At 59.8% G+C, this 22038-nt stretch carries 21 protein-coding genes; 16 read left to right on the forward strand and 5 right to left on the reverse strand.

The genetic code is table 11. The features are described from left to right. Positions 1-54: 54 nt before the first annotated feature. The 4 genes from JIN78_RS04760 to JIN78_RS04775 all read left to right on the forward strand — a co-directional run bounded on the left by JIN78_RS04760 (position 55) and on the right by JIN78_RS04775 (position 4712). Positions 55-1467 carry a DUF2868 domain-containing protein gene (locus JIN78_RS04760; protein ID WP_200390800.1) on the forward strand — a complete coding sequence of 471 codons (1413 nt, stop codon included), beginning with the start codon at positions 55-57 and terminating at the stop codon, positions 1465-1467. Between the two features lie 166 nt (positions 1468-1633). After that, positions 1634-2803, forward strand: coding sequence for a pyridoxal phosphate-dependent aminotransferase (locus tag JIN78_RS04765; RefSeq protein ID WP_200390801.1), 1170 nt, complete (start codon positions 1634-1636; stop codon positions 2801-2803). Between the two features lie 12 nt (positions 2804-2815). Beyond that, the gene (gene cysQ, locus JIN78_RS04770; RefSeq protein WP_200390802.1) at positions 2816-3598 is read left to right on the forward strand and encodes a 3'(2'),5'-bisphosphate nucleotidase CysQ; all 783 of its coding nucleotides are present in this window, start codon (positions 2816-2818) and stop codon (positions 3596-3598) included. A gap of 19 nt (positions 3599-3617) precedes the next feature. Beyond that, a complete protein-coding gene (locus JIN78_RS04775; protein ID WP_200390803.1) occupies positions 3618-4712 on the forward strand; it encodes a glycerate kinase in 1095 nt (364 codons plus the stop codon). Positions 4713-4718: 6 nt separating this feature from the next. Here JIN78_RS04775 and JIN78_RS04780 read toward each other — a convergent pair whose 3' ends face one another. The 3 genes from JIN78_RS04780 to JIN78_RS04790 form a co-directional block, all read right to left on the reverse strand. Beyond that, complete coding sequence (locus JIN78_RS04780) at positions 4719-5561, reverse strand: PEP-CTERM sorting domain-containing protein (protein ID WP_200390804.1); 843 nt, start codon at positions 5559-5561, stop codon at positions 4719-4721. A gap of 343 nt (positions 5562-5904) precedes the next feature. Next, positions 5905-6792 carry a PEP-CTERM sorting domain-containing protein gene (locus tag JIN78_RS04785; protein ID WP_200390805.1) on the reverse strand — a complete coding sequence of 296 codons (888 nt, stop codon included), beginning with the start codon at positions 6790-6792 and terminating at the stop codon, positions 5905-5907. Positions 6793-7022: 230 nt separating this feature from the next. Next, complete coding sequence (locus JIN78_RS04790; RefSeq protein WP_200390806.1) at positions 7023-7487, reverse strand: EF-hand domain-containing protein; 465 nt, start codon at positions 7485-7487, stop codon at positions 7023-7025. Between the two features lie 261 nt (positions 7488-7748). On the opposite strand from JIN78_RS04790, the gene JIN78_RS04795 reads away from it, so the two are divergent. The 4 genes from JIN78_RS04795 (at position 7749) to JIN78_RS04810 (ending at position 11911) form a co-directional block, all read left to right on the forward strand. Further along, positions 7749-8579 carry a phosphatidate cytidylyltransferase gene (locus tag JIN78_RS04795; RefSeq protein ID WP_200390807.1) on the forward strand — a complete coding sequence of 277 codons (831 nt, stop codon included), beginning with the start codon at positions 7749-7751 and terminating at the stop codon, positions 8577-8579. Continuing rightward, positions 8580-9743 carry a 1-deoxy-D-xylulose-5-phosphate reductoisomerase gene (gene dxr / locus JIN78_RS04800; protein ID WP_234037805.1) on the forward strand — a complete coding sequence of 388 codons (1164 nt, stop codon included), beginning with the start codon at positions 8580-8582 and terminating at the stop codon, positions 9741-9743. Between the two features lie 236 nt (positions 9744-9979). Continuing rightward, positions 9980-10195 carry a hypothetical protein gene (locus JIN78_RS04805; protein ID WP_200390808.1) on the forward strand — a complete coding sequence of 72 codons (216 nt, stop codon included), beginning with the start codon at positions 9980-9982 and terminating at the stop codon, positions 10193-10195. Between the two features lie 36 nt (positions 10196-10231). Then, positions 10232-11911 (forward strand): vWA domain-containing protein, encoded by a 1680-nt coding sequence (locus JIN78_RS04810; protein WP_200390809.1) that lies wholly within the window; start codon positions 10232-10234, stop codon positions 11909-11911. Between the two features lie 64 nt (positions 11912-11975). Here JIN78_RS04810 and JIN78_RS04815 read toward each other — a convergent pair whose 3' ends face one another. Beyond that, positions 11976-13325: a replication-associated recombination protein A gene (locus JIN78_RS04815; RefSeq protein ID WP_200390810.1), complete on the reverse strand. Its 1350-nt coding sequence runs from the start codon at positions 13323-13325 to the stop codon at positions 11976-11978. 88 nt (positions 13326-13413) lie between these two features. On the opposite strand from JIN78_RS04815, the gene JIN78_RS04820 reads away from it, so the two are divergent. Continuing rightward, complete coding sequence (locus tag JIN78_RS04820; protein WP_200390811.1) at positions 13414-13875, forward strand: acetolactate synthase; 462 nt, start codon at positions 13414-13416, stop codon at positions 13873-13875. 24 nt (positions 13876-13899) lie between these two features. On the opposite strand, the gene JIN78_RS04825 is transcribed toward JIN78_RS04820, so the two are convergent. Next, entirely contained in the window at positions 13900-15576 is a 1677-nt protein-coding gene (locus JIN78_RS04825; protein WP_200390812.1) for an alpha/beta fold hydrolase, read from the reverse strand. 105 nt (positions 15577-15681) lie between these two features. Here JIN78_RS04825 and JIN78_RS04830 point away from each other — a divergent pair, with 105 nt between their 5' ends. The 7 genes from JIN78_RS04830 to eboE all read left to right on the forward strand — a co-directional run bounded on the left by JIN78_RS04830 (position 15682) and on the right by eboE (position 22036). Next, complete coding sequence (locus tag JIN78_RS04830; RefSeq protein WP_200390813.1) at positions 15682-16821, forward strand: prepilin peptidase; 1140 nt, start codon at positions 15682-15684, stop codon at positions 16819-16821. A gap of 103 nt (positions 16822-16924) precedes the next feature. Continuing rightward, positions 16925-17845, forward strand: a complete 921-nt coding sequence (locus JIN78_RS04835) for a calcium/sodium antiporter (protein WP_200390814.1) — start codon at positions 16925-16927, stop codon at positions 17843-17845. Between the two features lie 47 nt (positions 17846-17892). After that, positions 17893-18816, forward strand: coding sequence for a tetratricopeptide repeat protein (locus JIN78_RS04840; protein ID WP_200390815.1), 924 nt, complete (start codon positions 17893-17895; stop codon positions 18814-18816). A 12-nt stretch (positions 18817-18828) separates the two neighbouring features. Next, a complete protein-coding gene (locus JIN78_RS04845) occupies positions 18829-19344 on the forward strand; it encodes an LPS assembly lipoprotein LptE (RefSeq protein ID WP_200390816.1) in 516 nt (171 codons plus the stop codon). Between the two features lie 16 nt (positions 19345-19360). Further along, positions 19361-20032 carry a 16S rRNA (cytidine(1402)-2'-O)-methyltransferase gene (gene rsmI / locus JIN78_RS04850; RefSeq protein WP_200390817.1) on the forward strand — a complete coding sequence of 224 codons (672 nt, stop codon included), beginning with the start codon at positions 19361-19363 and terminating at the stop codon, positions 20030-20032. A gap of 6 nt (positions 20033-20038) precedes the next feature. Then, positions 20039-20836, forward strand: a complete 798-nt coding sequence (locus JIN78_RS04855; protein WP_200390818.1) for a TatD family hydrolase — start codon at positions 20039-20041, stop codon at positions 20834-20836. 42 nt (positions 20837-20878) lie between these two features. Beyond that, the gene (gene eboE, locus JIN78_RS04860; protein ID WP_200390819.1) at positions 20879-22036 is read left to right on the forward strand and encodes a metabolite traffic protein EboE; all 1158 of its coding nucleotides are present in this window, start codon (positions 20879-20881) and stop codon (positions 22034-22036) included. The last annotated feature ends 2 nt before the right edge of the window (positions 22037-22038 follow it).

Genomic DNA, 22038 nt, shown 5'->3' on the forward strand with positions numbered 1-22038 from the left:
AAGGTCACCCTTTCCTGTTTTCACCCGGGTTGATTTGCAACAGGCTCGTTGCAAATGGCGCGGACATCGAAAGCGGAAAACTGGACTCTGGCGGATTTGGCTGACTTCGAGACTCTTCTCGCGGAGGAAGAGGCCTTGCAAGGGGCGCGGCGTATTTACCGGGATTCCGTAGCCCCGCATCTCTCGCGTGATTTGGACGAGGGCGAGCGCCGGAGACAGGGCTTGCGATTGTGGTTGGAAGCCAAACGGGAGGAGGTGCACACCGGGGAGCGGATTGAGTCCGGGCTTCGTCTGGCCGGGATGGTGGTGGTGGCGGGCGCGCTCTTGGCGGGGATGGGGCTCTCGCGGGGGGTGTTGCAGGAGATGCCTCTGGGCGAAGGGCGGGGCTACAATGTGTGGCTCTTCCTCGGGCTGGGCTTGGGATTGCAATGGCTCTTCCTGCTTGGCGGCGGTCTCACCTGGCTTCTTCTCCGGAAGAAGAATCGTCTCAGTTGGAGCCAGGAGCTCTTGGCTCTGCTGGGCCGGAAGTTCGCGGGCAGCCGGGTAGGGCCGGTCTGGGCACGTTTGCAGAATATGCGCAGCGAGGGCTATGGCTCGGTGCTGGGGTGGCGTCTTGCCCGTCTGAGCCAGGTTGGGGCGGTGTGGTTCAACTTCGGCATTATCGTCAGTTTCCTCGCCTGCTTGCTTTTTCTCAAAGTGAATTTCTATTGGGAATCAACGTTGGCGAGCCTGAGCGAGAGCCAGTTGGTGGGCTTGACCCAAGGTCTGTCCCTTCCGTGGTCCTGGTTGGGGGAGCAGTGGCGGCCGGGTCCTTACGGGGTGGCGCAGACTCAATTGGAGGCGCTGGGTGAGAGTGGGGCGGGCGAGGCCGTCAATCGCGTCTGGATGCGTTTCTTCGTGCTTTCCCTGCTGGTCTGGGGTGTGCTTCCCCGTCTGATTTTGTCGTTTTATGCCCGTAGCCAGGAGAAGCAGGTGTTGGCAGCCCTGGATTTTCAGGAAAGCCGTCATCGCAATCTTTGGCGGGAGATGGCCAAGGTCGAGCGCGCGGTGGTGAAGACCAGCCAGGCCGATGGGGTGGTGCTGCTCGATGTCGGGGGAGCCGGTCTCCCGGTGGAGGCGGTGCGGCCCTTTTTACTCCAGCAAATGCGAGTCAATCCCGCCTCGGTGCACCAGACCGGGGTGCTGGATGCCACCAAGGAGAAAGCGGCCGAGGAGGCGATGCGCGAGGCTGAGCTGGGCGTGGTGCTGGCAGTGGAGGGATGGAGCCTCTCCGGGCCGCAGATGACGCGGAACTACGAAAAAGTGCGCGCCGTCATCGGGGACAAGAAGCCCATCCGCTTTTTGGTCATTGGCACGGTGAAAGGGGAGCAGGTGACGGAGGCTGATGACACTGAGATGGCGGAGTGGATCAAGTTCGTCGACGGGCTGCGTGATCCGGCGGTGGAGGTCGTCAAGTTCGAGGTTTGAGAGCGCCGGGGCGAGAATTCCCGCTCTTGGAATGGCCATTTGGCTTGCATGATGAACCCGTGGGGTTCAGAACGGCGCTGCTCCATACGGACGCGTTCTGACAAGCAGGCGACTCCCCGGCTGGAGTTGAACCCTTAGTGGCCTTTTATCGGGCAAACGGCAGAACATGGATAGTCTTTCAAATCGAGTGCAGGCGGTCACCCCATCGGTGACTTTGGCGGTGACCAATCAGGCGAAGGCCTTGCGGGCCCAGGGAGAAGAGGTTTACGGACTCGCTGGTGGCGAGCCCGATATGGATACTCCGGACCACATCAAAGAAGCGGCCATCAAGGCCCTGCAAGACGGCAAGACCAAATACACTCCTGCCGCCGGCCTCCCCGAGCTGCGCGAAGGCATTGCCAAGAAGTTGCTCGACGACAATCAAATCGAGGTGGAGAGCAAAGGCGTCTGCGTGACCAGTGGGGGCAAGCAAGCGTGCTACAATGCCATTCTGGCCGTGGTGGAAGAAGGGGACGAGGTCATCATCCCTTCCCCCTACTGGGTGAGCTACCCCGAGATGGTGCGCCTCGCGGGTGGCGTGCCGGTGATGATCGAGACCACGGCTGAGAACGGCTGGAAGATCACTCCCGAGCAATTCGAGGCGGCCATGACTCCGGCCACCAAGATGATCATTCTCAATTCGCCCGGCAACCCCACTGGCACCATGTATACTCCTGAGGAGCTGGCAGCTTTGGGCGAAGTAGCGAGCTACGAGGACATCATCATCATGTCCGACGAGATTTACGAAAAGCTCATCTACGGCGACAAGAAGCACGTTTCCATCGCTTCCATCAGCGAGGAGCTGGCCCAATTGACCGTAGTGGTGGGAGGCTTTTCCAAGGCCTATTCCATGACCGGCTGGCGTCTCGGCTACACGGCCACTGCCAATGCCGCTATCGCCCAGGCTCTTTCCAAGATTCAGGGCCACACCTCGTCCAATGCCACCACTTTCGCCCAATACGGCGCCCTCGCCGCTCTCGAAGGTCCCCAGGATTTCATCGAGGACATGAAGCAGGAATACGATGTCCGTCGCCAGTTCGTGGCCGGACGCCTGAAATCGATCCCGAATGTTTCCTTCGTGGAGCCGGAGGGCGCTTTCTACTACTTCGTGGACTGCACCGACATGGGGCTCAAGTCCCAGAATCTCTGCGACAAATTGCTCAATCGCTACAAGGTCGCCATGGTGCCGGGCATCGCCTTCGGTCACGATGCCTCCGTGCGTCTGAGCTACTGCACCACCCTCGACGTCATTGCCGAGGGCTTGAGCCGCTTCGAGGAGTTTTGCGATAGCCACTAAATTTCAAGAGCGATGATTAAGACAGCCTACGGTATCGATGTGCCGGCTCTGCTCGCGGCGACCAAACGCGCGGGAGAAGTGATCCTCGAGGTGTATGCCCGCGACTTTGAAGTGGAATACAAGGGAGACGACTCCCCGCTCACTGAGGCCGACCAGAAAGGCAATGCGGTCCTGATGGAATTTCTCCGTGGGGCCCACCCGGAGATTCCCATCATTTCCGAGGAAAACAAAACCGTTGACTACGAGGAACGTCGTCACTGGGAGCGGTTCTGGCTGGTCGATCCGCTGGACGGCACCAAGGAGTTCATCAAAAAGAATGGTGAGTTCACGGTCAATGTCGCCCTCATCGAAAAAGGCGTGCCCGTGTTGGGGGTGGTTTACCGGCCCACCACCGGCACCTTCCACCTTGGGGTGGTGGGAGAAGGAGCTTGGCGCATCACCGGAGAAGAGGAAGTTCAGCTCCAGTCCCAGCCGCATTACCAGACTTTGGAAAAAGTGCGGGTGGTGGCCAGCCGTTCTCATCTCACTCCCGAAGTCGAGCAGTTCGTGGCTGACCTCAAGGCTGCGGGCAAAGAGGTGGAATTCCTGTCTGCCGGGAGCTCGCTGAAGCTCTGCCTCGTCGCCGAGGGAGAGGCCGATGTCTATCCGCGCTTCGGCCCCACCATGGAATGGGACACCGGAGCAGCCCACGCCGTCGCTCTGGCTGCGGGCCGTCAGGTCAATAGCCGCGAGACGGGAGAGGCCTTGGCTTACAATAAGGAAAATTTGCTCAATCCTTATTTCCTCGTGGAGTAATTTCTGCAATGAGTGGGCCATGAACGTGCTCATCGCTTGCGACAAATTCAAAGGGTCACTCTCCGCGCGGGAAGTGGCCCTTGCTATTGAAAAAGGCCTTGGCTCCGGCTTTCACGTCGAGCTCTGCCCCATTGCCGATGGCGGGGAGGGCTTTGTCGAAGCCATGCTCTCGGCCCTTGGGGGAGAGTTCCGCCAGTGTGAGGCCTCCGACGCCCTCGGGCGTGCGGTGTCGGCGCGTTATGGTTTGTGCGGGAAAACGGCTTTTATCGAAATGGCGGAAGCCTCCGGCCTCTGGCGGATCGGGGAGGAAGAACGGGACGTCCTGGCCGCCTCCACTTATGGCACGGGAGAGATGATGCGCGATGCCATGGCCCAGGGCGCGGAAAAGATTTTGCTCGGAGTGGGGGGGAGTGCCACGAATGACGGTGGGGCCGGCATGGCTGCCGCCCTCGGTTGGCGCTTCCTCGATGAAGAGGGTGAGGAACTGGCGGTCAATCCCCGCGCTCTCGCGGACCTGGCGTTCCTGGATGGCTCCGCTGTGCCACCCTTGCCCCGCATTGAGGTCGCCTGTGATGTGGAAAATCCCCTCCTCGGCACCCGGGGTGCGACCGCTATTTTCGGTCCCCAGAAGGGAGCAGGACCGGCGGAACGCGAGTATTTGGAAGAGTATCTCGCCCATCTCTCCGCAGTCAGTGACGGGGAGCATCTGGCGGCCGTTCCGGGAGCGGGTGCGGCCGGGGGCTTGGCCTGGGGTCTGATGAAATTTGCGCAGGCGACCCTGCGGCCGGGCTTCGATATCGTGGCCGACGCGGTGGATCTCTCCGCCCGAATCGCCCGCGCCGATTTGGTCATCACCGGTGAAGGGTCGCTGGACGCGCAATCTTTGGAGGGCAAGGGACCCATCGGAGTCATTCGCCTCGCCCGTGAGCAAGGAAAGAAAACCGCCGCCATCGCGGGGCAGATTGCCCCCGAAGTGCGGGCCAGCGGGCTCCTCGATTATGGTTATGCCCTAGCTGATACCGGCTTGCCGCTTGCAGAATTGATCCAAAACGCCGCCTCGCTTGTGGAAGCGGAGGCGGCGCGTATGGGGGTCGCTGTCGTTGGGAAATCTTAGGCCCTCTTAGCGGCGGCGGCGTAGAAGTGTCGCAGTGGCGAGGAAGGTCAGGACTGCCGTCCCGGGTTCGGGCACCGTATTGGCGTCGATGATGCTCTGAATCGCCGCTTGTTCTTGGCTGAGCACAGTGAATCCGCTGACGTCGGTGCCTCCGACTGTTCCGACGAACCAGTTGGTTCCATTGAGGATCAGCTCACCTGTGAGGCCGTCTTCCACGAAAAGCGGCCCTCCTGAGTCTCCAGTTTGCACAAGGGATTCGTGCTCCACGTAGGGAGGGAGCGGTCCGTTGTCATAATTGGCAATGAGGGCGTCGCCGCTTGCTCCGGATACCGCCTGGCCAGAGAGGACGCTGGTGAGGATATTGCGACCGACTTTCATATTGTCGGAAGAACGATCGCTGGAGGGATTGAGTCCGAAGAGGTAGGCATTGGAGCCAAGGTTGGGGCTACTAGCGATGGAGTAGGAGGTGTAGCCAGCCGGAACGGGGCTCTCCAATATTCCGGCCCATATGTCGGTGTCGCCGATGCGTTGACCACTGGCGACATCGATCGTGATCGAGCTTCCCAGCGGATCGTTGCTGGCAAAAAAGGTCACGGAGGCGTTGATGCCGGGATGAAAGTGGTTGGCGCTGAGAAAAACATTCTCGCTTACCAAGGTAGCCCACCGGCCATCCGAGGAACGACCCACTCCGCTGAGATCGAAGCCGCCCATGATGAAACCGGCATCGTTGGCGAAGCGGTCATTGCTCGCTGCCGTATAATCGTCTATCTGGATAGCGGCTAGGGGGAGGCTGGAAAGGGTGAGGCTGGAAAGGGTGAGGGTCAGGATGAGGCGAGGTGTGGATTTCATGGGTATCAAGTGATATGGGGCAATCTTGCGGGCGGAAATGATTTGTTTGAAAGTCAGTTTGGTCTTTTGGGGTGGTCGGATCTGCTTGGAGAAGAGTTGGGTAGAATCTTTTCGCCCTTAGTTGCATGGCTTCGTGATCCGCTACCTACTGTGCCGTGATTCAGCAGGAACTTGCGGAGCTTTACCCGGAGTAGCCCACCGAATCTCCATTTTCCTTGGGTCACTGATGATTGGGGTTCCGTCGATTTCATCGGGAGAGGTAGGGAAATGGTGCTCATTGGGTTTTTCTACTATATTCAAAGTAATTCTTACAAGGTATTTCTTATTTTTGCTTATAAAAATTTCATTTACGGACCCGAAAAGAGAGAGCCATCCCCACAGCGCTGCAAAGAAGAAAGGCTGAGCTGGGCTCGGGGACATTGAGTCCGGTGCTGGAACTTCCCAAGAGTCCGTTGGTGAGCGGAGGGGAGGAAGCTCGGTTGTCTTCAACGATACGCAGAATCTCTCTTTCGTAATCACTGAGCTTGGTGGCGGCGGAGAACTCGCCCACGGCGAAGAAGCTCCCTTTCAGCCAGTTGGTTCCCGCTAGGGTCAATTCTCCGCTGATGGGGTCTTGTAGGAAAAGAGGTGCGCCAGAATCGCCGTTTTGTACGAGAGCTTCATGGGCAAGAGCATTGGCTCCCTTGTCGTAAATGGAATAGAGGGCGTTTCCTTCGGAACCAGCGCCATTCATTTTCAGGCTGCCAGAGAGTGAGTTTTCTCCGACCGCAACGTCGGTGAGAGAAGGAAGTTTGGAAGGCGAGCGCCCAAGGAGATAGGTAGTTTCTCCAGCAAAGGGCTCACTTGCGATGGTGTAGGTCGCATAGTCTGAAGGAGCCGAACTCTCAAGAATACCGACCCAGACGTCGGAATTCCCGATGCGCTGGCCATCCGTTACCGGGATGGTGACCGTTTGGCCGTTCGCGTTGTTGGAGGCATGAAAGGTGACCGTTTGGCCGATGGCGGGATGGTAGTGGTTGGAGCTTACAAAAACGTTGCTGCTCACAAGGGTGGCCCAAGTGTTGTTGGTGGCGCGTCCCACTCCGGAGAGATCGCTTTCTGCCAGAACAAAAGGGTCTCTGTTGGCAAAGCGGTTGTTCGTGCTGTGGGAAAAGTTCTGCACCGTTAAAGCCGAGAGGGGAGTTGCGGCTAACAGGAAAAGGATTGCGGGGTTTTTGAAGAAGGTAGACATAATTTTTATAGTTCTCTGGGGGTTTTGGTGAGGCGGACTATATTGAGAGGATGGATTATTGTCTACATGTTTTTTGGTCTTTTTTATTAAAAAGAATCCTGAAAATTGTTTATCGTTTGTTTTGAATTGCTTTCGCGGAAAGAAAAATGGAGGGAGAGCACAAAAAAAGAGCCCCGGGAAGGGGCTCTGCGGAATGGGGGGCTTGTGGGGAACTTTCTTAGCGGAGAGTGTTAGTCTTGCTCCTTGCGGGGGCCGCGACCTTCACCGCCTTTGCCTTCGCCGCGAGGAGCCCGGCCTTCCCGGCCTTCTCCACGACCCCGGGGGGGCGCTGCTTTGCGAGCCTCTTCTTTTTCGGCGTCGCTCAGTTCACCGTCTCCGTCTTTGTCGAAGCGGGCCAGCATGGCCGCTTTCCGCTCTTCCTGACTCAGCTTGCCGTCTTTGTCGGTATCGAATTTCTCGAGCATTTCGGCGCGACGTTTTTCGAATTCCGCGCGGCGGGCTTCGCGGGCAGCCTTGCGCTCCTCTTCGTTGAGTTTTCCGTCGCCATCGGTGTCGAATTTGGCGATCACTTCGGCAGGGAGTTCCCGGGGGGCACGGTCGCCACGGGGGCCGCGGCGTTCTTTTTCAGTTTCCTCTTGAGCTTGCAGGGCGAAGGGAATGAGAGCCAGGGAGGCGATCAGGATAGTTTTTTTCATAGATAATTCGGGTTGAGAGTTTTTCACTCGGAACGTTTGCCGTTCGAGACATCAAACCGGACCCTCGGGGGAAAGTTGCAAAGGTGGTGATTTTTTTCCCTGAGGGCTGGGAGGGGAGGGAAAAATGGAGAGCGAAAAGCAGAGAAGTGGATTCCGTCACGCTTTGGCGTTGCGGGGTGGCCTTGGGTAAGGTGGACTGGGGTTGAGGTGTCTGACGATAAGAAAAAAGAAACCAAGGGTCGCGTTTTCGGCGCACGCTTAATGAGCACGCTGGTCATTTGGGCGGCGGTGATTGCCGTTTTCGTGAGTGCCAATGCCATGGCTGTAGGCGTGGCTATTGCCTTGTTGGCAGTGCTCGGTCTCTTGGAATGGCGCAAACTTTGGAAAGGGCACGCCGATGACTGGTGCCTGTGGTGGATGATTCTCGTCGGAGCGGGCTACTTGGGCTGGTGGGTTTACTCGCTGGGCAGCAATGAGCATGTCGCCGAGGATGCGGAGTGGATAGCGATTCTGCTCGTGGTGATGGGGAGCTTCGGGGTGCGGTTTCGTCGACCTATTGAGGGAAGCGAGGCTATTGTCTCGGTTTCGGTGGCGGTGCTGGGCCTGATTTTTCTGGGTCTCATGTTTGGGGGCGGGTTGATGCGTTTGGCAAATTCGGGACCGGAGACCGCGCGGCAGGGTCAGTGGTTCATGCTGATGGTGATCGCGGCCACCAAGTTCACCGATATGGGCGCCTATGCGGTGGGCAGTCTGGTCGGCAAGACCAAGATGATAGCCCACATCAGTCCCGGTAAAACTTGGGAAGGATTTCTCGGTGCCCTCGTCGTCTCGCAGGCCGGCATTTGGCTGGTGCGCTGGGCCGGGGCGGAGCACTTGACCTGGCTGCCGGGCGGGTGGGTGCTGGCTCTCCTCGGCCTTGTCATTGCGCTGGGTGCGGTGGCGGGAGATTTGGCAGAGTCTCTCCTCAAGCGTAGCCTCGCGGCCAAGGATTCCGGGCACGTGCTCCCCGGAATCGGCGGCGTGCTCGATTTGATCGACAGCATTGCTTTCACCGGTCCGCTGGCGTGGTTTTTCCTCAAACTGGTTTCCTGAATGAAAGTTTTGGCAGGTAAGAAAGTGGTCATCCTGGGGTCGACTGGCTCCATCGGGGAGAGCGCGCTCAAGGTGGCTCGTGAACTGGGTGGCGATAAAATGCAAGTGGTCGGCCTCGCCGCCGGGACCCGGCATGAGCAGCTGGCGGCCCAAGCTCGCGAGTTTGGCGTTCAGGATCTCTGCATCTACGATGAGTCCCGCGCGCCGGAGCTGAAGGTGCTGGTGCCCGGGGCCCGGGTGCGGGCGGGAGCCGAAGGCTTGCGCGAGCTGGCTACCCTCACCGAGGCCGATATGATTCTTGTCTCCATCGTCGGCACGGCCGGCCTCCAGCCCACCCTCGCTGCCATTGAGGCAGGTAAGGATTTGGCGATTGCGAGTAAGGAGATTCTCGTCATGGCCGGGGACATCGTGATGACTGCCGCTCGCGAGAAAGGGGTCGCGGTGCTGCCGGTCGATAGCGAACACAATGCGATTTTCCAATGTCTGGCCGGGCAAAGGGCGGATGCGGTGAGTCGACTTATCCTCACCGCTTCGGGCGGGCCTTTCCGCCAATGGGAGAAAGAGAAGCTCTCCAGCGTCACTCTGGCGCAAGCCCTCAAGCATCCCACTTGGACCATGGGGCAGAAGATCACCATCGATTCGGCCACCATGTTCAACAAGGGCTTGGAAATGATCGAGGCCCGCTGGCTTTTTGGAGTGGGCATGGAGCGGGTGGACGTGATTGTCCATCCCCAGAGTATTGTGCACTCCATGGTGGAATTCCTCGATGGCAGCGTCCTGGCCCAGCTCAGCACGACCGACATGTGCTTTCCCATTCAGTATGCCGTCACTTGGCCAGAGCGTTGTCCCACCGGGCTCAAGCCTCTTGATTTTGCCGAATTGGCGAAGCTCGAATTTGAAGCCGTGCGCGAGGATGCCTTTCCCGCAGTGAGGTTGGCGCGGGAAGCGGGGCTCGCGGGTGGTTGTCTGCCCGCGGTGTTGAATGCAGCCAATGAAGTGGCGGTAGCGGCCTTTGTGGAGGGTCGACTGGGCTTCACCGCCATCGCCGGAGTGGTGGAAGCCACCATGGACCAGCTCGCTGACCACGCGGGGGAGACCTTGCCGGAAATCCTCGCTGCTGATGCGCGGGCTCGCGAAGAGGCTCAGGCGCGCTTGCCGCACTGACGGTTCTCCGGCCGTTAGCCAGTGCCCTTGCAAAGTGCAGGGCGCTGCCGTTTTTGCCCAGCCGCTTTGCACGGTGCGGGGATTTTGGCGAGGAGAAGGTGCTCCAAGGGAAGAGGAGGGGGCTCCTTTTTGTTGGCTCACGGTCAGATGGTTGTGTTTTTCTCGGGCTGTTTTCGGTAGGAGATGGCATAGCGGAAGCAATAGGGATTTCACCAATCATGAATGTCCCTTTTGCTATGAAACAGCATCCTCTTCTTTCCCTCCCCGCAGTCGCTATCCTGAGCACTCTTGTCTTCGCCTCATGCTCTACTATGAGCGACCCGGAGGCTGACGAAGCCTCACCCGCGACGGTCATGGTTTCCCCCGAGCCTGCGGTTGCTCCCGAAACCTTGCCGGCCCCGAGCACCCCGGCGGGCACGACCAAAAGCACCACCACCACTTACGAACGTTAATTTCTTTCGCGAAAAAAACCTAAAACCCGAAACAACATGAAAGCAAAATTCTTCCTCAACCCATCGCTTCCTCTTGGTTTGGTCACCTTCGCGGCTGGCTGCCTGAGCGCCTTCGCGGCCACTCTGAAAGCCCCCGCTACGGCTGTGATCGGAGAAGAGGTCCTCGTCGAATACTCTGGAGAAGGGCCCGACAATGGACGCCTGACCTTGGGCGATCCCAACGGGCAACCCTTGCGGGGGGCCAATCCGGCGGAACTCTCGGGCGAAGAAACAGGCTCGGTCGATCTCCTCATGCCGGACAGCCCCGGCACTTACACCATTCTCTACTATGCGGGGGACGAGCTGCTGACTAGTCGCGAAATTGTCGTCACCCCGGTCACCGTCACCTTGCAAGCTGCGCGTAAAGCGGCCCCTGCGCAACCTCTGCCTGTGAAGTGGGTGGGTCCCAACGACGAGGGGGACGAGCTTGCCTTGCGCGATGGCGATGGCGCCATCGTGACCCGGAAGCCGTTGGAAGGAGAGGGCAAGCGCGGATCTCTTTCGCTGCCCATGCCCGCCGAGCCTGGTATCTACGAACTGGTTTACCTCTCCCAAGATGATTTCCTTGGCCACCTGCCCATCGAAATCACCCCGGAGGTGGCCGTGACTCCCGACACCGCCCCTCCCAAAGCGACCTTGCAGACCCCTGCCACGGTTGCGGGAGGCTACGACTTTGAAGTGGTTTGGAAAGGCCCGGCAGCGTGGGATGACCGCCTTGTTCTCGTCACCTCAGAGGACCCGGAAGAAGTTTTGGAATACACTTTCCTCAACCCCGCCACCTCCCGCGCCGTGCTCTCCGCCCCCGTGCAACCGGGAAGCTATCAGGTGCAATACCGCGATGCGGCCGGCCTTGTCTTGGTGGAGCAGACCCTGCAAGTGACCGATCCCCCCGGGGACCTGACCGAGGTCATGGTGCGGGCGCAGGACACTCTGACCTTTGCCGAAGAATCCTCGGTGCATGTTATTCTTGACGCCTCGGGGAGCATGCTAAAAGGCGAGGGAGACGAAGAGCGCATTGATTTGGCAAAAGAGACCCTCATTTCCTTCATGGAGGAGAATGTCCCGGCCGGCACTCTCTTTTCGCTCCGGGTCTTTGGCCACTTGGAAAAAGGCAGTTGCGAAAGTGAACTGATCATCCCTCCCGCTCCCTTGGACGTGACTGGAATGAAGCCACTGGTGGAGGAAATCGAAGCCATCAATCTGGCCAAAACCCCTCTCGCGGCGTCCTTGACCAAAGTGCCTCAGGATTTGGCCGGAGTGAGCGGAGCCCGCACCGTGATTCTACTCACTGACGGGGAAGAAACCTGCGAGGGAGACCCGGCGGCCGTTATCCGCGAATTGCGTTCGGAGGGCACGGATGTGCGCGTCAACATCGTGGGCTACGGCATTGAGGAACGCGAAGTGCGGGAGAATTTCGAAAGCTGGGCCGCCATTGGGGATGGTCGCTACTTTGATGCTCCCGAGCCGGTGGAACTCTCCGGCGCTCTTCAGGGAGCGGTGGCCGTGCCCTATGCCATTTATTCCGGAGAAAACCTTGTCGCCAGCGGAGTCTCCGGCCGCACCCGGCTCGAGCTGGCTCCTGGCGAATACGAAGTGGTCTGGACCGGTCCCACCGGCGAAGTGCGCAAAGGCTTTGCCGTGGTCGCCGGGGAAGCCACCGAGATTCTCATTCCCTAATTTCTTTCCAAGCGTGTGTTGTATGGGCCCGGACTTGCGTGAGCAGGTCCGGGCTTGCTTGCTTTCAGGCCTCGGGGCGCTGCTGGGATCGCCAGTAGTCGAGGCGCTCCGCGATGCGCTTTTCCATGCCGTTTTTACTGGGTTCGTAGTATGTCCGGCCTTCCGGGAGATAGGCTTGGGGGGTGAAGTTCCCTTCGTAGTCGTGGGAGTAGAGATAGTTCATCGCGGCGGTGTCGGCCCCCGACAAGGTGGCGATTTTTTTGCGGAAGCGGGTTTGCAAGTGAGCGGGGACGGCCAGGGTCTTGTTGGCGGCGACATCGGCCAGGGCGGCACCCAAAGCGGCGTAAGCCGAGTTCGACTTGGGGGCGGTGGCCAGATGCACGGTGGCGTGGGCGAGGGGAATGCGCCCCTCCGGCATGCCGACGAATTCCAGCGCTTGCTGGGCGGCGATGGCGACTTGCAGGGCGCTGGAGTCCGCCAGTCCGATATCTTCCGAGGCGGCGATGACCAGACGGCGCGCAATGAAGCGCGGGTCCTCTCCGGCAGTCAGCATCTTGGCCAGCCAATAAAGGGCCGCGTCGGGGTCGGAACCACGGATGGATTTGATGAAGGCTGAAATGGTGTCGTAGTGTTGATCGCCATCGGCGTCGTAGAGGACCGCTTTTTGTTGGATGGATTCTTCCGCCACTGCGAGATCGAGGAGAATTTTTTCCTCTTGCGGGGAAGAGAGGACCGCCAGTTCCAGGGCCGTGAGAGCCTTGCGGGCATCGCCATCGGCTTTTTCGGCCAAGTGGCGGAGGGCGTCCTCCTGGGCTTCGATTTCATAGTGCCCGAGCCCGCGTTCCGCATCGGCAATCGCAGTGCGCAGGAGATCGACGATGTCTGCCGTGCTGAGGTGTTCGAGCTGGAAAACTTGCGAGCGGGAGACCAGCGGTGAGTTAATGTAAAAGTAAGGATTGTGGGTGGTGGCTCCGATGAAGCGCACCGTGCCCCGCTCAAGATGGGGGAGGAGCACGTCCTGCTGGGCTTTGTTGAAACGATGGATCTCGTCGATGAAGAGAATCGTCGTTTCATTGCGCAGCTTCTGCCAAGAGGCCGCTTGCTCGATTTTGGCTCGAATCTCCGCCACATTGGATTCCACCCCGTTCAGCGCCTCGAAGCGGGAGCCCGTGCTGCGGGCGATGACGGTGGCCAGAGTGGTCTTGCCCGTGCCGGGAGGGCCGTAGAAAATCAGGGAGGAAAAGCGGTCGGACTCAATGGCGCGGCGAAGCAATTTTCCTTCCGCGAGGATGTGGTCCTGCCCACGCACCTCGGCCAGGCTGCGTGGTCTCATGCGGGCTGCCAGAGGCTGATGAGGGTCAACCGCATGGGAGGGCGGTGGAGAGTGGCTATCGCTGCCAAAGAGGTCGGACATGGGGCCAGTCTGCACCGAACTGAGGCCGGGGCCAATCGCGAAGGGGGCTGGTATTTGTCGTCCCTCTGTTCTAGAACGTCCCCCGACAATGGTGGTGAAACAAGAGACGCTGCGTCCGGGCGAGCCCGTGCGACAATTTTCCGTTTTATTGGCGAACCGTGCGGGAGCTCTGGTTTCCCTAACCCATCTCCTCAAGCGCGAGCACATTGAGTTGCTGGGAATCAGTGTGCAAGACTCGCGCGATGCCACCGTGGCCCGCCTGGTATTGAGCGATCCCGATGGCGCGGAGGCTCTTTTCATGGAAAAAGGCATCCCCCACACCGTCAGCGAGCTGGTGGTGGTGGGCTTCCGGGAAGTGGGGGAGGACTTGCTCAAGTGCCTCGACACCCTGCGCCTTGCCGAGGTCAATATCGACTTTGCCTACGGTCTTCTTCCCCATCCCAAGGGGTTGACCCTGATGGCTTTTCATCTCGATGACGGCGACTTCGCGGCGAATGTGCTGCACTCCGCCGGCTTCAAGGTCCTGAATCAACAAGAGCTCAGCCGATAGCGGAGGCAGGGTGATTCGGGTGGCCTAGAGGCGCACCCAACTGGCGATGAATTGGGCCGCTTGCCGTGCTTCTTCGGCGTCGGTGAGGAGGTGATCGGCTCGGTCGAGGGAGAGAAAGGATTTGGGGTGCTTGGCCGCCGAGTAGATTTCGCCCGCGTTTTCCAAGCCCACAATCTCATCCATGGGCGAGTGCATCACCAGGAGGCGGCGCCCCAGCCGGGCAATGCGCTGCTCTTGGTCATGACCTTCCAGATCGGTGAGAAAACGGCTGCCGATGCGGAAGTTGCGCCCGGCTAGAGTCACCTCTGCTTCTCCTTTGCTCTCGATTTCACTCAAATCCATCTCGAAGAGGTGGGTCACGTGACCCGGATCGAAAGGAGCTCCAATGGTCGCGACGTGGGTGCACTCGGGCACCTCGCCAGCGGCAGCCAGCACGGCCGCTCCCCCCAGGGAGTGGCCGATGAGCAGGGCCGGGGCCATGAAGTGCTCGCGAAGGTGGTTGGCCGCCGCGACCAGATCTTCGACATTGGAAAGGAAGGAGGTGTTGGCAAAGTCGCCCTCCGATTGACCGAGACCGGTGAAGTCAAAGCGTAAGGTGGCGATGCCCCGGGCCGCCAAGGCGCGGGAAATGGCGGTGGCCGCGCGGGAGGATTTGCCGCAGGTGAAACAGTGCGCGAAGAGGGCGTAGCCTCGGGGTTGTTCTCCGGGCAGCTCCAGCCGGGCATCCAGGGAGTCGCCATTGGCTCCGGTGAAGGTCACTTTGCGGGCGCTGGTTTTGGGGGCCAGAATGAGTTGCTCCAGAGCAGAGAGGGTTTCGTGGGCCTCCAGCCGGTTCCAGAGATCGAGGGGAATCTCGCACCCGGCGGCAGTCAGCAAGAGCGCTTGGGGAATGGCCCGCGCGGAGTTGTCGCCTCCGGCCAGAATGTTCTCCGACAGGCTGGCGAGAAAGCCCTCTGCACTGGGGTCGGCCCCTTGCTGGTGCCAGCGCAAGGCAAAGTAGAGGGTGGCCGGGAAGGCTTCTGGGATGTGGCAGGTGAGCCCGAAGTCCGCCGCCACTTGGGAGGGGTCTTCACTGCTGAGAGCTCCCCGGGCTTTTTGCAGCCACTCGCGGGCCGGGAGATCGGCGTAGTCGCTGGCGGCTGCTTTCTCCAGGGCTGCGGGCAGATCCGCGCCCTCTTGCAGCGCGGTGACCGCGCGCACAAAAAATTCGGCGGAATCCACCACCGAGCCATCGCCGTGGGTGAGAGCGGTTTGCTCGCGGGCGGCCTGGATGCGGTCTTCCAAGGAGCCCTTGCCGGCGAAAAGCGCAGGCACAAAGCGGGAAGCTCCCGCTAGATCATTGGAGTCAGAGGCTGGCTTTTCCGCCCCGGCGGCCATGTTTTCGAGAGTGCCTTTGGTCGCTCCATCCACATAGCCATCGTAGTCGCTCATCCCGGCCTGCCACAGGGCGTGAAAGACCGGGAGCGACCATTGGGGCGTGGCCACCACGGCCTGTGCCACCATCACCATCTGGTCCCCGTAGTGGGTGAACTGGCCTTTCTTACGATTGGGGTGGTAATTGGAGCGGGGGTCGTCGAAGTCGCGCACCCCCTCGGGATAGAGCCGGGCTACTTTGCCCTGATTGTAGATCCAGTGGGAGCCGAGGGAGAGCGCGTCGGCCAGAAAAGCGGAACGGAAAATGTTAGAAGAGAACGGAATCATAGCGGAACGTATCATTCCCAACTTTGCGGCGAGCGCAACCTGATTTCGTGTGAACGAAGATCGCGCTGGGGTTGACCGGGGCTTTTGCCCTAGGCTGCCCGCGCAATGATGGCTTGGGACGGCGTTTTCTGGTGGTCGGTGGTGATTCTGGTCGGAGCCTGTGTGGGCTCGTTCCTCAATGTGGTGATTTATCGCGTTCCGCGCGGCCTCTCGGTCAATCAACCCAAGCGGTCCTATTGCCCGGGTTGTGAGAAGCCCATCCCCTGGTTCCGCAATTTGCCCCTCGTGACTTGGCTTTGGCAGCGGGGGAAATGCGCGGAGTGCGGGATGCGCATTCCCTTCCGCTACTTTCTAGTTGAGCTGCTCACCGTTGCTCTGTGGGCGCTCGCCTGGAAGTTGGTGGGGGCGGCCGGTTACCCCGGGGAAGCCTTCCTTCTAATTGTTTTTCTCACCCTGCTCATCGCCATTTCCTTCATTGATGCCGAGCACTACATCATCCCGGTCCTCATGACCTGGGTGGGCTCCGCGATAGCCATTGCAGGGGCGGTCTTTTTTCCCGAGTTGGTGACCCTGGCCAAGGGAATCCGGGTGTGGCCGCAGGGTTGGCAGGAGGCCCTGCTCGGCTTTGCCGCTGGCTATGCCATCCTGCAGCTGGTCGTCTGGGGCGGCAAGCTGGCCTTCGGGCGCCAGCGTTTCACCTACGACAAACCCGTGGCGTGGCATCTGCGCGAACCTCTAGACGAGGAGGCTCTCGAAACTCCCGAGGGACAGCTGTGCTTTGTGGTCGAGGGGGAGCCCTACACTTGGGGAGAGATGTTTTATCGTCCCACCGATAAGCTGCTGGTGACGGGTGGGGACTTCCTCGTCGATGGCAAAGAGGTCGCTGGTGAAAGTCTCGTCATTCGCGAGGATCGGGTCGAGATTGGGAGCGAGACTTATCTCATCGAAGACCTGTTCTCTTTGTCTGGGATGACCACCGAGGTGGTGCGTCCCCGGGAAGCGATGGGTGGGGGAGATCCGCCCTTGTTGGCGATGATTGGGGCCTTCCTCGGCTGGCCTGCGGTGCTCTTCACTCTCTTTTGTTCTTCTCTCTACGCCCTTGTGGCCGCTCTCCTGCTGCGGGTGGGTTTGGGCAAACCTCTTCCCTTCGGTCCCTTTCTTGCCCTCGCCGGTCTGACCTGGGCCTTTGGGGGCTGGCAACTTTGGGAATGGTATCTGGGCTTGATGTCCTTCGGTCGCTCTTGACCAACCGGATGGGTGGAGTTTTTGGGCTGGAAAGCGAGTTGGAAGAGAATTTTTCTCGCCAGGGGAGCCCGGGGGTTTTAGGAGGCGGGTAATCAGATAGAGAATGCTTGCGATTATCTTTGGAATGGTGCTCCTTTATTTTGGGGCCGAGGGACTTGTCAGAGGAAGTGCCCGCCTTGCGGCTCGCTTTGGGATCCCGCCTCTCATCATCGGTTTGACCATTGTGGCTTTTGGCACCAGTGCACCCGAATTAACCGTTAGTCTCTCCGCCGCCTTGCGCGGAGCAGGGGATGTGGCGGTGGGAAATGCCTTGGGTTCGAATATCTTTAATATTGCGGTCATTCTCGGTCTGACGGCGCTCATTCAGCCCCCTCGCGTTCATCAGGACCTGATCCGGCGGGAAATCCCTTTTCTCATCGTGGTGACCCTGTTGGCTTGTGGTTTGGTGGCAGGAGGGGGGATTTCCCGCCTTGCCGGGGGGCTTCTTTTCCTTCTTCTCTGCGCCTACACCGCTTTTTCCATCCGCCAAGGCAGACGCTCGGGCGAGGAGGAGGAAGGGAGTGGTCCTGCCGAGCGCACGCCCTTGTGGCAATGCGCACTCTTCATCGTGCTGGGCCTGGCCGTGCTGGTCGCAGGCTCCCATCTCTTCGTGCTGGGGGCGGTGGAGGTGGCCCGCGGCTTCGGGGTCTCGGAGGCGGTCATCGGCTTGACCATTGTCGCCGCCGGAACCAGTTTGCCCGAGCTGGCCACCAGCGTGGTGGCCGCCGTCAAAAAGGAGGCCGATGTCGCCATTGGCAATATCGTGGGCTCCAATATCTTCAATATCCTCTGCATTCTCGGCCTCACCGCAGTGGTGAGCCCGCTGGAGGTGGTCGGCATCGGTCTGCGCGATGCCCTCGTGATGCTGGCCTTCAGCGTGGTGTTGCTTCCCTTTGCCTGGAGCCAAAAGTCAATTTCCCGCTGGGAAGGTGGCTTTTTCCTTCTCGCCTACGGGGGCTACCTCGCGCTTTTGTGGCCGCGATGATGGTTTTCCCGCTTGGAAGGGAGGCCGATTGCCTCCATGTTCGGGGCATGAAATTCTGCGCCCTTCTTCTCGGTCTGGCCTTCCTGACGGCTTGTTCGTCCTTCCGTGGCGATGCTCCGCCCTTGCAGGGGACGGTGCGCGGGGACAATCCGAGAGCGGCGACCCTCTATCAAAATGGGGCTGGCTGGGAGGCGGCGGGCGATTATAAGAAGGCCCTCAAAAGCTACCGCACCCTGTTGAAGGATTTTCCCGCCGACAAGCGCGCGGCCGAGGCTCGTTTTCGTGAGGCCACCATTTTGACTGCTCTCGGCGAAGAGCGTGATGCCTTCGATGCCTACCAGCTTTTCATTGAGCGTCACCCCGGCAATGCCCTTTATCCCCAGGCGGTCAGCCAACAGGAGGCCGTCGCCCATGCCGCTGCTTCCGGCGACATCCGCACCAGCTTTCTCGGCCTGAAGTCCCGTCTTGATCGCAAGACCATTGTTTCCATGCTGGAGAAGGTGCGCGACAATGCTCCCCATGCAGCCTCCGCTCCCCGGGCCCAGTATATGATCGGGCAGGTGAACGAATCGCGAAAAAAGGCTGATGAGGCTATCGCTGCCTATGGCAAGCTGGTGGACGACTACCCGAACTCCAGCAATGCGCCCGATGCCCAGTTCCGCATTGGCGAAATTCTCTTGAAGCAGGCCCGTGATGGCAATCAGGATCAAGCCAACCTCGAGCGTGCCCGCAGTGCCTACAACGACCTCTTGCTCGCTTATCCCGGCTCCTCCTTCGCCCCCCAGGCCAAGCAGCGTATCGCCACCATTGGTTCGCGCGATTTGCAGGCCTCTTATGATGTGGCGGAATTCTATCGCAAAAAAGGGGAACTCGACTCCGCCGCCTATTATTATCAGGAAGTCATTGATGGCGCCGCTCCCGGAGAATTGCGCAATCGCGCCGCAGCCCGGCTGGCCGCCCTCAAGCAGTAAGCTTCGCTTCGGATGAAATTTCTCTCTGCTTTCTCTTCTCTGCTGCTCATTTTGAGCCTGTTCGCTTGTGCGGGTTACCAGCTGGGGGGCACCAAGCCCACCGCCCTGGCTCACGTCGACCGCTTGCAGGTGCCTTTGGCTAAAAATTCCACCCAGATTCCCCGGGCCGCCGCCTTCGTCACCAATGGAGTGGTCGATGCCCTTGTGCGCGATGGCACTTACCGTCTTGGCACGGCCGACAGTGCCCAAGCCCGCTTGGAAGTGGAATTCCATGAAGTCAACTTCCGAGCCTTGCGCACCGATCGGGAGAACCGCCTGCGCCCGGAGGAACTCTCCATGACCATCAGGCTGCGCTGGAAAGTGGTCGATTCCGCCGACCCGCTCAAGGTGCTCGATTCCGGAGTTTCCACTGGGCGGACCACTTATTTCGCGGACGCCAATTTGCAAACCGCTCAACAAGCGGCGTTGAACGATGCCATCCAGCGGGCGGCGGTCTCGCTGGTCGCGCGTCTGGCTGATGGCTTTTAGAGCGGAGAAGAAGAGCATGCTGACCATCGTTCCCACTCCCATAGGCAATCTGGCCGACATCACCTTGCGCGCCCTGGAGGTGCTGCGCAGTGCCGATTGGATTGCTTGCGAAGACACCCGCCACACCCGCCGTTTGCTCGATCACTACGAGATTTCCGGTCGTCTCATGGCCCTGCACGACCACAATGAGGACCGCCAGATACCGGAAGTGCTCGCCAAGCTGGCAGCGGGAGAATCACTCGCCCTGGTTTCCGATGCCGGCATGCCCCTGGTCTCCGACCCCGGCTTTCGCGTGCTGCGGGCCGTGCGCGAAGCTGGTCACCCGGTGACCGTTTTGCCCGGAGCATCCGCCCCCGTCACGGCCCTCGTGGCCTCCGGTCTGCCGCCCTATCCTCATCGCTTTGGGGGCTTCCTGCCGGTGAAAAAAGGCAAGCGCCGCAAGGAGCTCGCCGCCGCACTAGACAAGGCGGAAACCGCTCTCTACTTCGAGTCTCCCCATCGCCTGATGTCTACCCTCGAGATTCTTGCCGAACTCGCCCCCCAACAAGGGGTGGTGGTCGCCCGCGAGCTCACCAAGAAGTTCGAGACCATCCATGCGGCATCGGCGAAAGAGCTTTTTGAACACTTCCGTAGCCATCAGGCCAAGGGCGAAATCGTCCTCTTGTTTCATCCCGAATCAGCGCAATAGTTTTTCATGAATTACATCGAACCTCACGCCCACATGGTCAGCCGCACGACCGCCGATTACCAAGCGATTGTGCAAGCCGGTTGTCTCGCCCTTTGCGAACCCGCCTTCTGGGCCGGCTATGATCGGGCTTCGGTGGAGGGCTTCTACGACTACTATCGCCAGTTGACCGAGTATGAACCCGCCCGCGCGGCCAAGTTCGGTCTTCCGCACTACACTTGGCTGTGCATCAATCCCAAGGAGGCGGAGGACGCCGGCTTTGCCCGTGAGGTGATGGCTCTCATCCCCGATTTCCTCGACAAGCCTAATGTCCTCGGCATTGGCGAGATCGGGCTCAATAAAAACACTCGTAACGAGTTGGCCATCTTTGAAGAGCATGTCGAAATCGCCAAGAAATACGATCTGCCCATTCTCATCCATACTCCTCATCTGGAAGACAAGCTCAAGGGCACCAAGCTCATTCTCGATGCCTTGAAAAATGCCCGGGTGGATCCCGATCGAGTCATCATCGACCACGTCGAGGAGCACACTGCCGGTTTAGTCCTCGATGCAGGCTTCTGGGCCGGGATGACTCTTTACCCCGAGTCCAAGTGCACCGCCGCGCGGGCGATTGATATTTTGGAAACCTTTGGCATGGAGCGCATTTGGATGAACTCGGCCTGCGACTGGGGCATTTCCGATCCCCTGGCCGTCATCAAGTGCGCGGTGGAGATGCGCAAGCGCCAGCATGCCCAGCAGATTATCGACAAGGTCATTTACGACAATCCCCGCGCCTTCCTCAGCCAGAGCCCGAACTTCAAACTCTAAGCCCCGGCAGGTTTTTCCCTCACCCCCTGCCTTCTCTTTGCCATGAAATGGACTGATCAGAATCATCTCGCTTATTGCACCAATATCCACCCGGCGGAAGATTGGGAAGACACCTTCCGAGTGCTGCGCACCGACGTTCTGGCAGTGCGGGATCGGCTGGCCGCAGAAGGGACCCACGAGGGGGCCTTCGCCATCGGGCTCCGTCTTTCCGCCCGTGCGGCCGGGGAACTGTTGGTGGGCGAACGACTGGCTGAGTTCGCTGCCTGGCTGGAGGAGGAGAATTGCTATGTTTTCACCATCAACGGGTTTCCCTACGGCGACTTCCATGGCACCCGGGTCAAGGAGAAGGTCTTCCAACCCGATTGGACCACTCCCGAACGCCTGCGTTACACTCAGGATCTCTTTCGCATCGTGGCGGCTTTGGCTCCGGCCGAGATCGGGGGCTCGGTCTCCACTTTGCCTGGTTCGCACAAGGAGTTTGCTGCTGATGAGGAGTTGATTTTCAAACATTTGGAGGAGTGTGCTCTCTTCGTGGAAGCCCTGGCGGAGGAGTGCGGGAAGGACCTTCATCTGGGCTTGGAGCCCGAGCCGCTGGGGCATTTTGAGAACACCGAGGAGACGATTGCCTTTTTCGACCGCCTACTCGCCCGCGTGGAGGACCCGGCGGTCATCCGACGCCGCATTGGCTTGAACTACGATTGCTGCCACTTTGCCCTCGAGTTCGATGAGTGCCGCCCCTCTCTGGAAGCTCTCGCTGCTGCCGGAGTGCGCATTTCCAAAGTTCACCTTTCGTCCGCGCTCAAGTTTTTCCCTTGTGATGCCAGCTCCCTGGCCGCGCTGAAGCAGTTCGACGAGCCCACCTACTTTCACCAGGTTCTCCTGCGGGGGAAGGAGGGCATCCAACGAGTGCGGGATTTGCCCGAATTCTTCCGGGCCCTCGATTCCGGCCGCTGGCATCCCGACACTTGCGACGAGGCCCGCTGCCACTTTCACGTCCCCTTGTTTGCGGAGGCCGCCACTCCTCTGGGCACCACGCAGGACTTCGTGCTCGAGATGCTGGCCTACCGCCGTGAGAACCCCTCCTTCTGCCACCACTTTGAGATTGAGACCTACACTTGGGCGGTGTTGCCGGACAGTTTGCAAAGTGACCTGACCGGGCAGATCGTGCGCGAGTTCCAATGGGTATTGGCTCAGGACTGAAC

This window comes from Roseibacillus ishigakijimensis (assembly GCF_016595415.1).
In the GTDB taxonomy this organism is placed as follows: domain Bacteria; phylum Verrucomicrobiota; class Verrucomicrobiia; order Verrucomicrobiales; family Akkermansiaceae; genus Roseibacillus; species Roseibacillus ishigakijimensis.

Excerpts from the sequence above, each read along its gene's own strand:
- JIN78_RS04760 (WP_200390800.1), top strand. The coding sequence starts at position 55 with ATGGCGCGGACATCGAAAGCGGAAAACTGGACTCTGGCGGATTTGGCT.
- JIN78_RS04765 (WP_200390801.1), top strand. The coding sequence starts at position 1,634 with ATGGATAGTCTTTCAAATCGAGTGCAGGCGGTCACCCCATCGGTGACT.
- cysQ (WP_200390802.1), top strand. The coding sequence starts at position 2,816 with ATGATTAAGACAGCCTACGGTATCGATGTGCCGGCTCTGCTCGCGGCG.
- JIN78_RS04775 (WP_200390803.1), top strand. The coding sequence starts at position 3,618 with ATGAACGTGCTCATCGCTTGCGACAAATTCAAAGGGTCACTCTCCGCG.
- JIN78_RS04780 (WP_200390804.1), bottom strand. The coding sequence starts at position 5,561 with ATGAAATCCACACCTCGCCTCATCCTGACCCTCACCCTTTCCAGCCTC.
- JIN78_RS04785 (WP_200390805.1), bottom strand. The coding sequence starts at position 6,792 with ATGTCTACCTTCTTCAAAAACCCCGCAATCCTTTTCCTGTTAGCCGCA.
- JIN78_RS04790 (WP_200390806.1), bottom strand. The coding sequence starts at position 7,487 with ATGAAAAAAACTATCCTGATCGCCTCCCTGGCTCTCATTCCCTTCGCC.
- JIN78_RS04795 (WP_200390807.1), top strand. The coding sequence starts at position 7,749 with ATGAGCACGCTGGTCATTTGGGCGGCGGTGATTGCCGTTTTCGTGAGT.
- dxr (WP_234037805.1), top strand. The coding sequence starts at position 8,580 with ATGAAAGTTTTGGCAGGTAAGAAAGTGGTCATCCTGGGGTCGACTGGC.
- JIN78_RS04805 (WP_200390808.1), top strand. The coding sequence starts at position 9,980 with ATGAAACAGCATCCTCTTCTTTCCCTCCCCGCAGTCGCTATCCTGAGC.
- JIN78_RS04810 (WP_200390809.1), top strand. The coding sequence starts at position 10,232 with ATGAAAGCAAAATTCTTCCTCAACCCATCGCTTCCTCTTGGTTTGGTC.
- JIN78_RS04815 (WP_200390810.1), bottom strand. The coding sequence starts at position 13,325 with ATGTCCGACCTCTTTGGCAGCGATAGCCACTCTCCACCGCCCTCCCAT.
- JIN78_RS04820 (WP_200390811.1), top strand. The coding sequence starts at position 13,414 with ATGGTGGTGAAACAAGAGACGCTGCGTCCGGGCGAGCCCGTGCGACAA.
- JIN78_RS04825 (WP_200390812.1), bottom strand. The coding sequence starts at position 15,576 with ATGATTCCGTTCTCTTCTAACATTTTCCGTTCCGCTTTTCTGGCCGAC.
- JIN78_RS04830 (WP_200390813.1), top strand. The coding sequence starts at position 15,682 with ATGATGGCTTGGGACGGCGTTTTCTGGTGGTCGGTGGTGATTCTGGTC.
- JIN78_RS04835 (WP_200390814.1), top strand. The coding sequence starts at position 16,925 with ATGCTTGCGATTATCTTTGGAATGGTGCTCCTTTATTTTGGGGCCGAG.
- JIN78_RS04840 (WP_200390815.1), top strand. The coding sequence starts at position 17,893 with ATGAAATTCTGCGCCCTTCTTCTCGGTCTGGCCTTCCTGACGGCTTGT.
- JIN78_RS04845 (WP_200390816.1), top strand. The coding sequence starts at position 18,829 with ATGAAATTTCTCTCTGCTTTCTCTTCTCTGCTGCTCATTTTGAGCCTG.
- rsmI (WP_200390817.1), top strand. The coding sequence starts at position 19,361 with ATGCTGACCATCGTTCCCACTCCCATAGGCAATCTGGCCGACATCACC.
- JIN78_RS04855 (WP_200390818.1), top strand. The coding sequence starts at position 20,039 with ATGAATTACATCGAACCTCACGCCCACATGGTCAGCCGCACGACCGCC.
- eboE (WP_200390819.1), top strand. The coding sequence starts at position 20,879 with ATGAAATGGACTGATCAGAATCATCTCGCTTATTGCACCAATATCCAC.